This window comes from Terriglobales bacterium (genome assembly GCA_035567895.1).
GTDB lineage: Bacteria > Acidobacteriota > Terriglobia > Terriglobales > Acidobacteriaceae > Gp1-AA112.
In genome coordinates, this window is sequence record DATMPC010000036.1 from 38,420 (window position 1) to 51,638 (window position 13,219).

14 protein-coding genes are annotated in these 13,219 nt (G+C 55.6%); 12 read left to right on the plus strand and 2 right to left on the minus strand.

Going from position 1 to position 13,219, the window contains the following annotated elements; genetic code table 11:
• Positions 1–263 precede the first annotated feature (263 nt).
• Entirely contained in the window at positions 264–902 is a 639-nt protein-coding gene (locus VNX88_08735; GenBank protein HWY68736.1) for an Ig domain-containing protein, read from the plus strand.
• A 33-nt stretch (positions 903–935) separates the two neighbouring features.
• On the opposite strand, the gene VNX88_08740 is transcribed toward VNX88_08735, so the two are convergent.
• Entirely contained in the window at positions 936–1,130 is a 195-nt protein-coding gene (locus VNX88_08740; protein ID HWY68737.1) for a hypothetical protein, read from the minus strand.
• Between the two features lie 137 nt (positions 1,131–1,267).
• Between VNX88_08740 and VNX88_08745 the strand changes: the two genes are divergently transcribed.
• From VNX88_08745 to VNX88_08780, 8 genes are all read left to right on the plus strand, one after another.
• Positions 1,268–1,684 carry a helix-hairpin-helix domain-containing protein gene (locus tag VNX88_08745; protein ID HWY68738.1) on the plus strand — a complete coding sequence of 139 codons (417 nt, stop codon included), beginning with the start codon at positions 1,268–1,270 and terminating at the stop codon, positions 1,682–1,684.
• Positions 1,685–1,748: 64 nt separating this feature from the next.
• Positions 1,749–2,417, plus strand: a complete 669-nt coding sequence (locus VNX88_08750; GenBank protein ID HWY68739.1) for a DNA-3-methyladenine glycosylase — start codon at positions 1,749–1,751, stop codon at positions 2,415–2,417.
• A gap of 116 nt (positions 2,418–2,533) precedes the next feature.
• Positions 2,534–2,956: a cobalamin B12-binding domain-containing protein gene (locus VNX88_08755; protein ID HWY68740.1), complete on the plus strand. Its 423-nt coding sequence runs from the start codon at positions 2,534–2,536 to the stop codon at positions 2,954–2,956.
• A 223-nt stretch (positions 2,957–3,179) separates the two neighbouring features.
• On the plus strand, positions 3,180–4,880 hold the full coding sequence (locus VNX88_08760) for an acyl-CoA carboxylase subunit beta (protein ID HWY68741.1): 1,701 nt from the start codon (positions 3,180–3,182) through the stop codon (positions 4,878–4,880).
• Positions 4,881–4,977: 97 nt separating this feature from the next.
• On the plus strand, positions 4,978–5,859 hold the full coding sequence (locus tag VNX88_08765; GenBank protein HWY68742.1) for a hydroxymethylglutaryl-CoA lyase: 882 nt from the start codon (positions 4,978–4,980) through the stop codon (positions 5,857–5,859).
• On the plus strand, positions 5,856–6,638 hold the full coding sequence (locus VNX88_08770; protein ID HWY68743.1) for an enoyl-CoA hydratase-related protein: 783 nt from the start codon (positions 5,856–5,858) through the stop codon (positions 6,636–6,638). The genes VNX88_08765 and VNX88_08770 overlap by 4 nt, the downstream gene beginning before the upstream one ends.
• Positions 6,635–7,084 carry a thioesterase family protein gene (locus VNX88_08775; protein HWY68744.1) on the plus strand — a complete coding sequence of 150 codons (450 nt, stop codon included), beginning with the start codon at positions 6,635–6,637 and terminating at the stop codon, positions 7,082–7,084. The genes VNX88_08770 and VNX88_08775 overlap by 4 nt, the downstream gene beginning before the upstream one ends.
• A gap of 43 nt (positions 7,085–7,127) precedes the next feature.
• Complete coding sequence (locus VNX88_08780) at positions 7,128–7,784, plus strand: hypothetical protein (GenBank protein ID HWY68745.1); 657 nt, start codon at positions 7,128–7,130, stop codon at positions 7,782–7,784.
• Between the two features lie 147 nt (positions 7,785–7,931).
• Here the strand turns inward: VNX88_08780 and VNX88_08785 are convergent, their stop codons facing one another.
• A complete protein-coding gene (locus VNX88_08785; protein ID HWY68746.1) occupies positions 7,932–8,858 on the minus strand; it encodes a TerC family protein in 927 nt (308 codons plus the stop codon).
• A 1,003-nt stretch (positions 8,859–9,861) separates the two neighbouring features.
• Here VNX88_08785 and VNX88_08790 point away from each other — a divergent pair.
• The 3 genes from VNX88_08790 to VNX88_08800 all read left to right on the plus strand — a co-directional run.
• Positions 9,862–11,028 (plus strand): hypothetical protein, encoded by a 1,167-nt coding sequence (locus VNX88_08790; protein HWY68747.1) that lies wholly within the window; start codon positions 9,862–9,864, stop codon positions 11,026–11,028.
• A gap of 290 nt (positions 11,029–11,318) precedes the next feature.
• Positions 11,319–11,834, plus strand: a complete 516-nt coding sequence (locus tag VNX88_08795) for a hypothetical protein (protein HWY68748.1) — start codon at positions 11,319–11,321, stop codon at positions 11,832–11,834.
• 555 nt (positions 11,835–12,389) lie between these two features.
• Positions 12,390–13,219, plus strand: an 830-nt coding sequence (locus tag VNX88_08800; protein HWY68749.1) for a VWA domain-containing protein, incomplete at its 3' end; no start/stop codon positions are given.

The window sequence follows — 13,219 nt, forward strand, 5'->3', positions numbered from 1 at the left end:
TTTCTGAATCCCGCGCTAAACCGCGCTAAGCCCCTAGATCGATTCAGGTTAGGTAGAGATTTAGACAATTCCCTGTTAATTCGCTGGTTTCGAGCAAAATTTGCGGATTTTGGGCAGAATTCGTGGATCTGCGATCGAAGTTCGAAAATATTGGCTGTAATTGTCGCTGTTCTTTGCTTATAGCTGATCGATTTCCTCCCAGCTTCTATAGTTAATCCATGCGCAATGCCTGGATCCTAATCCTATGTGCCGGCTCGATCTGGATGCTCTCCAACCCCACGGTATGTGCCCAGGCGCCGCCGAGCGGCCGTCCCTTCCAGATCGTGACGTCGAACCTGCCGCCGCCCGAGATCGGAGTGGAATACAAGGCGGAGATGAGAGTTGTTGGAGGCAAGCCGCCCTATCAATGGACGATCCTGCAGCAATCGTTGCCGCACGGCCTTACATTGGACAGTGCGCGCGGAGTCATCTTCGGCACACCGCAATCTGACGCTCAGTTCTCCGTCTTGGTGCAGGTCTCCGACTCTTCGGAACCACCTTTAACGATCACCAAGCTCATGGTCAGCAATCCTGGGCCACTGCTCGCAATTCGCTGGACCGACCGTCCGCATATCTCGCTCGACCACATGGCTGGCGCGGTGCGCGTGAAAAATGGCAGCAAAGACGACGTTGACCTGGTCGTCATTGTCGTGGCCGTAAACGAATATGGGAAGGCCTTTGCCTTACGCTACGAGCGCCTGACCCTTCCCAAGGGTGTGGAAACTCCCGATCTGAAATTCGATTCCAGCCTGCCCCTCGGACAATACACGTTGAATGTGGATGCAGTGGGAGAAGTGCCGGCCAAGAACGCTATTTATAGGGATCGCCGCGAGATACCAGGGATGATTGTGCAGTCGCAGTAGTTCAGGGCGTGTGCTCGCGACAACCCACTACCATCAGCGCCAGCCCACCAATAATAAATGTTCCTCCAACTCCCACCGGAAGCGCCGCGGCTCCGTGCCCGATACACCAAGCGTGATGCTGCCGGACTGAAACTGCGCTTGTTCCGCGTGCGGAACCTTAACGACAAACGACAACAGCCCTAGAGCCACGAAAATGATGCCAATCAAGAAAAGTGTTTTTGTGCTCATCGCTACAACCGCTTCTTATTAGGATGCACTTCGTTCAGGTGTCGTGGATGCACCGAATCAGTGCTGCTCTTAATGCTCAGAGTCTTTGAGCAACTATTCACAACGGTTCGTCCTCCCAATCCTGGAGGAGAATCTCCATGCGTACGAATTTTTCTTTCACTCTCGCATTCGCTCTCGCGATTGGTGGTATCGCTTGTTCGAACGATCCCGGGACCACGCGGCAGCAGGCAGCCAAAACCACTGAAGAATTGAAGCAACAGAGCCGTGAAGCTGCCGGAAATATCAAAAAGGGCGCCGCCGTCGCGCAGACTCAAATCACCGCCGCGGCTCAGGGCGTAAAAGAAGGGCTTAACGATGAGAACTCATCCCTAGTAGACCTGAACAGCGGGAATAAGGCTCAACTAATGGGACTACCAGGAATCGATGAAGCACGGGCAAACGCGATCATCGCCGACCGGCCGTACCAGCAGCCTCGGGATGTCGTGAGGAAAGGCGCGATTACCGCGAACGAGTACCAGAAAATCTCCGACCACGTGACTGTCGGCTCAAGTTAGCAATCCACGTAGTCTGGGACGACTTCACAATTGGGCTGGAGCCACTCCAGTAAAATCTGGACTTGTGAAAACCGCCGCCAAGAAGCAACTTTCTGCAACGAACGGGTCGCCTCTCTCTACTGACCAGGAGCCATCCTATGATCAGGCGCTCGCACACTTGCGGTCTGCTGATCCAGTGCTCGGCGCGATCATTCAGCGTGTAGGTGCATACGCGATGCAGTATCACGAGCCAACATTCCGTGCGCTCGTGCGATCGATCGTCTTTCAGCAGCTTCACGGAAAAGCGGCGCGAACGATCTTCGACCGCTTGGTGGACAAGGCTGGCGGCGAGATCACTCCCGATTCGATACTCAAGCTTCGTCCTACGCAAATGCGAGCTGTTGGACTTTCGAGGCAGAAGCTAACGTACATTCGCGATCTTGCGCGAAAGACTCGCGATGGAGTCGTCGAGTTCGAGCGTTTTCCGCAAATGAAAGATGAAGAAATCATCGCGGAACTCACCCAAGTGAAGGGCATCGGCCAGTGGACTGCTCATATGTTTCTGATGTTCGCGCTGCGTCGGCCCGACATTCTTCCCACTGGTGATTACGGAGTACGAGCCGCGATGCGTAACGCATATGGCATGAAGGTGATGCCGAAGCCGCGAACGATGGAGCGTCTGGCGAAGAGCTGGCATCCATACTGCTCGATCGCGAGCTGGTACATGTGGCGCTCACTGGATGTGGTTATTTAAACCGTGTGACCCCTGTCGCACAGCCGTCCTCGGCTGCTCTGCCAATCTCAATTACAGGCGAAGATGCCTGTGTCACGATTAGCCCTGACTAGTTCGCTATAATCACCAGTTTGCTCATGCCCTCTGAAACTGCTAAGAAGATTCGCGTCCTCGTCGCCAAACCAGGACTCGACGGCCACGATCGCGGCGCCAAGGTAATCGCCCGCGCCCTGCGCGATGCCGGCATGGAGGTCATCTACACCGGTCTGCGGCAGACTCCGGAGATGATCGTCACCGCCGCGCTGCAGGAAGACGTCGATGTGATCGGACTCTCAATTCTTTCGGGGGCCCACAACGCAATCGTCCCCAGAGTCGTCTCTCTGATGAAAGAGAAGCAGATGGACGATGTGCTGATCGTCCTCGGCGGTACCATTCCGGAACAAGATATTCCCTTTCTCAATCAGCACGGAGTAACCGGCATTTTCGGGCCGGGCACCTCGATGGACCAGATCGTGACCTTCATTCGCGCCAATGTGAAGCCGCGCGGAATCCCAGCGTAGGAATCGGGTGATCGGGTGATCGGGTGAAGTAAAAACCGAGAGCTTTCAGCTGGCGACGGTTTTGGTCCGCTCGAAGTCCACTCGAATTTGAACTGATTACGACTCACAATTGCTGCAGGCCGAACATCGAAAGCCGAGGTCGAAAGCTTCTGGTTCTTACTTCCCCCGATCACCCGATTCCTACGCTGGTTTGTTACTCTAGAGAGTTTCTTCGCGCAGCCCAATGGCACAAAGCCCTGTCACATCCACGCCGAACAGCGTAATCACCTCAGCTCTCGATCCCAGTTCACCGCGCTTTCAGAAGAACGCGCGAGCAATGGCGGATCTAGTCACAACTATTGCTCGTGAACAGGAGAAGATTCGCGAAGGCGGCGGAGCCAAGGCAATCGAGTCTCAACACGGTAAGGGACGTCTCACTGCGCGCGAGCGCATTGCACTGCTCGTTGATCGGGGCACCGAGCTGCTTGAGCTGGGAAGCTATGCGGCACACGGGATGTACGAGGAATGGGGCGGAGCTCCGAGCGCGGGAGTAGTTACGGGATTGGCGCGTGTTCAGGGACGCCTGTTCATGCTGATCGTGAACGACGCTACCGTAAAAGCTGGCGCCTTCTTTCCCATGACCGCGAAGAAGGTGATCAGGGTGCAAAACATCGCTATAGAAAACCGCATTCCGACGATCTATCTCGTCGATTCTGCAGGTGTGTTTCTCCCGCTGCAGGAGGATGTTTTCCCTGACACCGACGATTTTGGTCGCGTCTTTCGCAATAACGCAGTTATGTCGGCGATGGGGATTCCGCAGATCACTGCCATTATGGGAATGTGTGTGGCAGGCGGGGCATATCTGCCGGTAATGTGCGATCACATCCTGATGACCGAAGGCAGCGGCCTCTTTCTGGCCGGACCGGCTCTCGTGCAAGCTGCCATTGGAATGAAGTACACGCCCGAGGAACTCGGGGGGGCGAAGATGCATGCCCAAATTTCGGGCACCGTAGATTTCCGCGAACCCAGCGATGAAAGCTGCATTTCCCGAATCCGAACTCTAGTCGAAAAGATGGGTACGCGCCCTTCTGCACCCTTCAGCCGCATTGAGCCGCAATCGTCTCGTCTGCCCAAAGAACAATTGCTAGGGATAGTTGATGCAGATCCTGCGCGACCGTACGACATGAAAGAGATCATAGGACGCATCGTTGACGACAGCCGCTTTGATGAATACAAGGCCGAATACGGCAAGACGGTGCTCTGTGGATACGCACGCATCGGCGGCTTCGCCGTGGGCATCGTCGCCAACCAAAAGACACACGTCCAGGACCTGGACAAGCACTCGGGCGAGAAGCGAATCGAGTTCGGTGGTGTGATCTATACCGAATCGGCAGAGAAGGCAGCCCGCTTCATCATGGACTGCAATCAGAACCTCGTGCCACTCGTCTTCCTTCACGACGTAAACGGCTTCATGGTCGGACGCGACGCCGAGTGGAGTGGCATCATCCGTGCCGGCGCGAAGATGGTGAACGCGGTCTCCAATTCTGTCGTACCTAAAATCACTGTGATTATTGGCGGATCTTTTGGCGCGGGCCACTACGCAATGTGTGGCAAGGCTTACGATCCCCGCTTCGTATTTGCCTGGCCCACCGCTCGCTACGCCGTCATGAGTGGAGCATCGGCTGCGGGCACTCTGGTCGAGATCAAGATCAAGCAGCTCGAACGCGGCGGAAAGAAATTGAGCGACGCCGAGAAGAAAGAGCTGTATGAATCGGTGAAGAGTACATACGACGAGCAGATGGATCCCAGGTATGGTGCTGCCCGCTTATGGATCGACAAGATCATCGATCCGCTGGAGACGCGAGACGTCTTGATTGCCGCATTGGAAGCCGCATCGCTAAATCCAGATATTCCGAAGTTCAATGTAGGGGTATTACAGACGTGACTGCCCTTGTCATTCCGAGCGTAGCGAGGAATCCCTACAGGGCCCAAGCAGTATGGGTCTGCGTAGGGATTCTTCGCCGCAAAATCGGCGGCTCCGAATGACAACGAAAACGCCGGTCAAGCTTATCGAATGCCCGCGCGATGCCTGGCAAGGACTCAAACACCAAGTCCCAGCCGATACTAAAGTGCACTATATGCGCGCTCTGATCGGCGCCGGCTTCAAACATATCGACGCGGTTTCCTTTGTCTCGCCGAAAGCCGTTCCGCAAATGAGCGATTCCGAGCAAGTCCTCAAGGATCTAGATCCGCCCGATGATGTCGAGATTATTGGCATCGTTGTGAACGAAAAAGGCGCAGATCGCGCCATTGCCACGGACGCGGTTCGGACTCTCGGATTTCCCTATTCCATTTCTCCGACGTTCCTCAAGAACAACCAGAATCAATCTCTCGAAGAAGCCATCGACGTGCTGGAGAACATCGAGCAGAAGGCGCGTGATGCGGGGCTCAACCTTATCGTTTACATCTCTATGGCTTTTGGCAATCCGTACGGGGACTTGTGGAACGTGGATGAGGTGGTGGAAGCTGTCGATCTGCTTTCGGAAATGCAGATCGAGCAAATTTCTCTTGCCGATACTGTTGGACTGGCCTCCCCGCAGCAAGCGGCCGATCTTGTGAGCCCTGTGATCGAACGCTTCAAACATCTCGAAATCGGCGTGCACCTGCACAGCCGCCCCGCTCAGGCAAAAGAGAAGATCAAGGCCGCGTACAATGCCGGTTGCCGCCGCTTCGATTCGGCTCTCGGCGGACTCGGAGGATGCCCGTTTGCTCAAGATGAACTCGTGGGAAATCTTCCGACGGAAGTTGTATTGGAAACACTGAGAGAGCTGGGCGAGGAGGTTCCCATTCGCAAGTCTCTCGATAACGTCCTGAAAATGTCGCAATTGATCGGAGCCGGTTCACTATCCACCCAAATCCAATGAATTTCGCAACGCTAATACTCAGTGAGAGCGAAGGGATCGCTCTGCTCACGCTGAATCGTCCTGACAAGCGCAACGCTATCAGCTACGAGCTAATCGCCGACCTGCAAAAGGCGCTCGAGGCCGTCGAGAAGTCTGCATCCCAGGTGCTGATCATCACCGGCGCAGGCAAGGCATTTAGCTCGGGCATGGATCTGGAGAATCTCAAATCACTGATCGGCAGAACTCCGGAGCAGAACGTTGAAGATTCTCGCACCATGGCGCGGCTATTCCGTTCCATCTATGATTTTCCCAAGCCGACGATTGCTGCGGTGAACGGTGCTGCCATTGCCGGAGGCACGGGAATCGCGACAATTTGCGACTTCACTCTCGCCACTCAGGAAGCAAAGTTCGGCTACACCGAAGTTCGCATCGGATTCGTCCCAGCAATCGTCTCGAACTTCCTCGTGCGACAAGTGGGGGAGAAGCACGCGCGTGATCTGCTGCTGACTGGGCGCATCTTTGCCGCAGACGAGGCCCTTCGCCTCGGACTGGTGAATGAAATCGTTGATCCCGACCGCCTCTTGCCTCGCTCTTACGAACTTGCGCGCACGCTGATGGAAAATAGTCCCGCTTCGCTGCGCGCGACCAAGGAACTCCTGTCGCAAACCGTCAATGAGGAACTCGATCGCCGCCTTGAGTCCTCGATTGAAGAGAATGCGCGGATCCGGCAGACGCACGACTTCCGCGAAGGGATCAATGCCTTTCTGGAAAAGCGCAAACCACGTTGGAGCAGTCATTGACGGCGAGCCGATTGCACCAACAGCGAAGCAGTCATGAGGTCCGGCTGCGCGTGCGCTACGCCGAAACCGACAAGATGGGTGTGGTGTACCACTCAAACTTCTTTATCTGGATGGAGATCGGCCGGGTCGAACTGATGCGCAAGCTCGGATTCAATTACAAGCAGATGGAAATTGAAGATGACTGCCATCTGCCGGTTGTCGACGCTCGGTGTCGCTATAAGTCGCCTGCGTACTACGACGAGGAGATCGTGGTGCGAACGGAGCTGCGCAATCTGCGCGGCTCGTTGCTGCACTTCGGATACGAAATCGTGCGCCAAAGTGACGGCGCCGTGCTGGCAGAAGCGGAAACCACTCACATTGTGGTCAACGCCCAGATGGAAAAGCGCCAGCTTCCCGAACGTTACCGGGCGGCCTTCGAGGCATTGGCAGGGCGATCACTGTTATAAATCGCACATCTACATTCTTGACTGGGGCATCTATGCTATTGGAATGCTCAGCTTGATCCTCGCCTGCGTAACCATGGGAGTTTGTGCGCTCTTCCTGTGGTACTTCTACTACGCGCGCAAATCGAGACAGAGAGCCTTCGAGGTTCTCGGCTGGATTGAGAGCCTCCTCAGCGGTCACGGCCATGTTGCCGGCCTCAAGTGGGAGGGCTCATCGAGTTTCCATGTGCCGCTTCGTTTGCGCTCCAACGTCTTCCACAACGCCAGTTTGCACGTGCATTTGATCCCGCGAGAACTTCCCCTGAACTGGCTCCTCGGCAAACTCAAGAAAAAAGAGGAGACCGCGGTGTTCCTAGCCGATCTCGATTGGGCTCCGCCGTTCAACCTTGAACTCGAGAGTTATCGTCTGTTTGCACGGACACGCAAAGATCTTGCTCCCGATGCGCCGGGCTGGGAGTTCGAGCAGACCACGCCGTTTATCTTGACCAGCCGAAATGACTGGCAAAAAGAAATTACGGCAGTAATTACAAATCTGCTGAGCTCCCCTGAACGCCAATTTCTGAGGATCGCCTTCCGTCGCGAGTCCCCGCACTTCACTGCGACTCTCTCGCTCGACGCGTTTGCGCCCCAATCGGCCTATCGCACAGAAATCTTCAATTCACTCCGCGAGCTCGCCACCGGCGCGTCAGCGCCGCAGATCTAGAACGGCGTTTTCAACACGGAGTCACGGAGAACCGCGACAATCGGTAAAAGCCGAGCTGCCTTTCTAACGGTGGGCAAGAATCGCCTTCCAGGGTTTACTCCCTCTAGTAGTTCTCCGTGCCTCCGTGTCTCCGTGGTGAAAACGCCCTTAGGACTCCCGCACGGTCTCCTTCTCCGGCCAGATCAGCGACGCTCCTACTGACGCGGCCAAAATCAGCACTACTGCTCCAAGCGTAATGCTGAGTGGTGGCTCGTAGAAGTGAGAGGTCAGCATCTTGAGTCCGACCAGCATTAGGACAATCGCGAGCCCGTAATGCAGAAAGCGAAACAGAGAAAAGAAGTGCTCCAAAGCAAAATACAGAGAGCGCAGCCCCAGAATCGCGAAGACGTTTGACGTGTACACGATGAAGGCGTCGCGAGTAATGGCCAGTATGGCTGGAATGGAGTCGACTGCGAAGATGAGATCGGTGGTCTCGACTACAAGCAGGGCGAGGAACAGGGGGGTAGCCATTCTGCGTCCTTCCCGCCGCACGAAGAACTTACTGCCTTCAAACTCCGGAACGATGGGAAAGAATTTTCGAAAAATCCGCAACACCAGATTCTTGTCGGGATCGACATCAGGTTCGCTGTTCCGCAAAAGCCCGATGCCGCTGTAAACCAGGATGGCTCCAAAGACGTAGATAAGAAATTCGAATCGCTCCAGAAGCGAGACGCCTAACAGAATAAAAGCAAGTCGCATGACCAGCGCCCCAAGCACGCCCCACAACAGGACTTTGTGCTGGTATTCACGGGGAACGCGGAAGTAGCGGAACAAGACCAAAAAGACAAAGAGGTTATCGATGCTAAGAGACTCTTCCACCACATAGCCGGTAATGAACTGGAGCGCTGGGGTCCGTCCATATTGGAAGAAAACTAACCCAGCAAAAGCGGCTGCAAGGAGTATCCAAAATCCGGTCCAAGCCATCGCCGCTTTGAAGCCCATTACCGGCGAGCGCCGATGGAGCCCAAGATCCAGGGCCAACATGGCCAAAACGAAGAGATTGAATCCGATCCAAAACGCCAGAGAATGCGCCATTCGTCTCGTTCAGCAGTGTACAGGGAGAAAAAGAAATCGGGTGACCTCCACCCCTGCAACCGCAACATCGGCGCTTGCCGGGGACCCGGCGATCGGGCGATCGGATCATCGGGTGAAGTAAGAACCGAACGCCAATGTTGTACGTTTCCACACTGCGGACGGGGCGTGACTCTCTAACGGGTGCGTCCAGAGTTGTTTGGAGCACACGTGGCAAGATACGGGGCACGGCTCCCGGTTCTTTTCGAGGAACTGATGTCATCACGCCGGCAGCGACTTCAAATTCACTGCTAATTCACTGATCAGGAGGCTAACAGTGAATTAACAGCGAATTTATCAGCGAAAATAACAGTGAATTTCTTCCGCTGCATAAAACCCGCATAAACACTGGGGGTACCGGAGAGGGGCAGTGAATTAACAGTGAAATTGCAGTGAATGCCAGGACTCGTGAAGCATAGGACCCTCATCGTTCTGCGCCTCCCTTTCTTGTAAGCGGAGCCAAGCTGCGAAGCTCCGGACCACGAAGCTGCGAAGCGATTGTCGATCTCCTCTTCCGTGGTACCGCGACTCGCTGGAAAGAGTCAAGGTTCTTACCGTCGCTCGCTGTGGAAATTAAAGTCAGAACCGTTCGCGGTAGCGGATGGGTGAAGTTGACGATGGCCCGCCGCGCGGTGTTCGCCGTTTCCTTCGTGACCTTCGTGTTCGCTCTAGCTGTTGCCGTTGCTTGGCTGTTACGTCCTGAGTCCGCCGCGGCGGAGCGGAAAGGATCTGATGTTGGTCCGTTGTCTTCCCTTTCCCCGTCCCCGATTTGTCCGACGTTTCATCCCGCAATTTGCTCAAACTTCGGGAGAACCGCTACGTCTAACCGCCGAAGACCGGGGTCCCCGCCAACTTGTCATCCCTTCGAAAGCTCAGGGCAGGCTCTGAGGCTGCCGAAGGATCCTGTGTTTTGTTCTGGCTGTTTGTTGCTGGGGTGGGAAGAAATTCCAATAAGGAGCAATTTCCAATGAAGCGTAGCCAAGCCGCGCTGAAAAGGATGGCGTTCTGCGTACTCTTCTTCCTGTCAGCACTTCCGATTGCCAAAGCAGCGGAACCGATCACGATCGCCATGACGGCCGATCGTTGGGAGACGAAGGAAAACGCGGAGTTCTTCCGCCAACTGGGCTTTTATCACGGCTTGATGCGACTGAACAGCGGCCATGCCGTACTGAAAGGCATCACGTTCAGCAATGGAACCATCGAGTTCGACGTAAATACGATTGGGCGGGGCGCACCCGGAATAGCTTTTCGAGAGCAAGACGAAAAGAATTTCGAGCTCGTATACCTCCGGCCTGATCCGGCCTGTCCGGCCTTTCATGCCTGCATACAATACACGCCGCAGACTCATGGTGTCCTGTTATGGGACCTGTTCCCGCAATATCAAACGCGGGCGGCGCTCCGGGAGAACGGGTGGAACCACATCAAGATGGTCGTATCCGGCCGGCGCATGAATGTTTTCGTGAACGATGCCACATCGCCCACGCTCGAGGTCGGAAGGTTAGAAGGAGACGCGATGAAAGGGGGGCTACACCTGGAGGGACCCGGCACTTTCGCAAACATCGTGATCACTCCCGATGCCGTCGACGGTCTTCCCCCGGAGGCGGCCAAAGATCCCACCGACGCGGATCGCGGCCTGATTCGGAACTGGCGTCTCTCAACTTTTTCCTCGCTGCCGAACGGTAAGGATCCCGTCTATCACGACATGCCCGGTGCTTCGCAGGAGTGGAAGACAATCAGCACGGAGCGGAACGGGCTGGTAAATATCAGCCGCGAGTATGGCCGGCCTTTGCCCGAGCCGAACCGAGCCGTAGCCTGGCTGAAGACCACGATAACTTCCGACAGGAAACAGGAGAGGAAAGTAGATATCGGATGGACGCGCGAAGTGTGGGTATTCGTGAATGGGAAACTGCAGTACGCCGACAAAAATCTGTGGGAGCAGGAAGGAGCCAGAAAATTTCCCGACGCGCGATGTTCACTCGAGAATGGTTCCTTCACATTGCCTCTGGAAGCGGGCGACAATGAGGTCGCAGTGGCAATCGCAAACAACTTCTACGGATGGGGATTCATGCTGCGCCTTCCTGACGCGGAAGGGTTTCACCTGGCAGCAAAGTCGACGCCACCGCTACAGCACTAAGCTTTCGTCAAACAGGCCAACTCCCGCGCGTGTCGGAGCTTGGAATGGAGTTGCGGCTGTTTGGCTGCTGCCTTAGCCGACCTCCCAATTCTGTCATTTCTGCTAGTGCCGCGCGTTCAAGGCCCACCCTAAAGTGTTTGTTTTGATGGCTCTGCTCTCTTCCCAGTTGCACCTGGAACTCGCCCACGTTTCCAGCATGTGCAGAAAACAAACGGGACGATGGCACCGCCGCGCGGGTGTATGCTTTTCGCTTCCTCAGGCACTTACAGCTTTTCCAGGAGGGTAGTCGCGTGAACAAACTGGTGGCGTTAGCACTGTTAGCGGGATTGTGGACACTAAGCGGCGCGACGGCGCGGGCCCAGACGACTTCGCCAAAAGAGAACACTGATCACGTGATCAGCGATCGCGATATAAATCTGTTGCGGAAAGATCTTCGTTCGCAAAGAAAACAACTGATTGCGGCCAACTTGAAACTGTCGGATGCGGAAGCGGCGAAGTTCTGGCCGGTTTACGACCAGTATGTGGCCGAGTTGATTGCGATCAACGACAAGAAGTTCGCGGTGATTCAAGACTATGCTGACAATTGGGGGAAATTAACTAATGAGCAGTCGCTGTTGCTTATCCGGCAATGGGCGGACTTTGACATTCAGACAACCCAATTACGGCAGAAGTACGTGCCGATCGTGGCCAAGGTGCTGGATGGAAAAAAGACAGCAACGTTCATCCAATTAGACCGGCGCATCGCCATGATGCTGGAACTCCAGGTAGTCTCGCAACTGCCGCTGGTGCAGGATCAGGATCGGTAGTACGGAACGTTTCCCAATCTGGCTTGGCAAAGAAAACGTCTCGTCTGTCTGCTATTTTCCCTGGTCTCCTATTCCGGTAGTCGAATCACCGGAGTCTCAGGTCGGCAGCAGACTCCGAAGTGCTGCCACAGTCGGAACCATGGGCTGGACGCGAGTGCTTCATCGTGCCTTCGGTTTGCAGCAGAGATATCGTGTGCGCTGAACGGTCTAATATCGGGAGCTTCGAACAGCTCCTCCAGCTGCTGGATGTCATCAATGATGCCCTCAATATCCATGCGTGACTAGTATATCGAAGGAACTCTGAATGCCCTGAAGACACTGGGACAGACCAACAGGCGCACGGCGGGTCACCGTCGCCCACCCATCGGCTACCTTCACCCCAGTCCGCCGCGGCGGACAAGCAGCCAAAACCAAACCCAAGATCCTTCGGCTTCGCTCAGGACGACAAAGCGCTCGCTGGGGACCCCGACCGCCGACGGTTCCGATTTTTAGCGAATCTTTCTCAAGTTTTGTGGGTTAGCACCGAACAGCTGGATATGACCGGTAGGAGGAACCATGCGCCGCCTGCCTCGCCTCGCTTTTGTCCCAATCTTCTGCGCCACCTTTTTGCTCGTCTTTTCACCTGCACGCGCGCAGGAGAGTGCCCAAAACAAAGACACAACGCTGACATCCGATGTAAACCTCGTCTCCGTGTACTTCACCGTGCGCGATTCGCACAAGCGCCTGCGCGACGATCTTGACCAGCAGCAGTTTCAAGTGCGTGAAGACGGCCGGCTGCAAACCATCAAGTTCTTCTCGCACCATTCGGATGTGCCGCTGAACGTCGGCGTCCTGCTGGATACCGGCACCAGCACGCCGGCCACGCTGGCGTTTGAGGCGGAGGCAACCGGCATGTTCGTCGAACGCGTAGTCAGGCCAACCGATCTGGCTTTCCTGGTGAGCTATGCCAATCGCATTGAGACGCTGCAGGTGCCAACCTCTGACGTAGCGCTGCTGAAAGACCAGGCGCAGACGATTCGCGCGACTGGTCCGGTGGAGGTTTCTCTGCCCGCAGGACGCATTCCGTTTCCCGGTCCGCGCATGCCGATCCCGGGTGTTCAGCTCCCCGGCGTTCCGACTCCGCAACGCAACCGTGACCGCCCGGCTCGCCTCTCTGACTCAGTGCGCTTCTCGATATTTCATTACCTAAAGCGGGAGACGGGGCGCAAAGCGCTGCTGATCGTTGCGCTCTCGGACGACCAGCACAGCGAATCGACGCTCGAAGACGCGCTGATCGCGCTGCAGCAAAACGATGTGATCGCCTATGTGGTGCAGGTAACGGATGGGCCGCATGATAACTGCGACGTATTTCACATCTTCAGTGAAGGCAAGCTAAGAAAGCTGGC

Bases quoted from the DNA above. Each gene is read 5' to 3' on its own strand.
- VNX88_08735 (HWY68736.1), top strand. From the start codon at position 264: ATGCTCTCCAACCCCACGGTATGTGCCCAGGCGCCGCCGAGCGGCCGT.
- VNX88_08740 (HWY68737.1), bottom strand. From the start codon at position 1,130: ATGAGCACAAAAACACTTTTCTTGATTGGCATCATTTTCGTGGCTCTA.
- VNX88_08745 (HWY68738.1), top strand. From the start codon at position 1,268: ATGCGTACGAATTTTTCTTTCACTCTCGCATTCGCTCTCGCGATTGGT.
- VNX88_08755 (HWY68740.1), top strand. From the start codon at position 2,534: ATGCCCTCTGAAACTGCTAAGAAGATTCGCGTCCTCGTCGCCAAACCA.
- VNX88_08760 (HWY68741.1), top strand. From the start codon at position 3,180: ATGGCACAAAGCCCTGTCACATCCACGCCGAACAGCGTAATCACCTCA.
- VNX88_08765 (HWY68742.1), top strand. From the start codon at position 4,978: ATGACAACGAAAACGCCGGTCAAGCTTATCGAATGCCCGCGCGATGCC.
- VNX88_08770 (HWY68743.1), top strand. From the start codon at position 5,856: ATGAATTTCGCAACGCTAATACTCAGTGAGAGCGAAGGGATCGCTCTG.
- VNX88_08780 (HWY68745.1), top strand. From the start codon at position 7,128: ATGCTCAGCTTGATCCTCGCCTGCGTAACCATGGGAGTTTGTGCGCTC.
- VNX88_08785 (HWY68746.1), bottom strand. From the start codon at position 8,858: ATGGCGCATTCTCTGGCGTTTTGGATCGGATTCAATCTCTTCGTTTTG.
- VNX88_08790 (HWY68747.1), top strand. From the start codon at position 9,862: ATGAAGCGTAGCCAAGCCGCGCTGAAAAGGATGGCGTTCTGCGTACTC.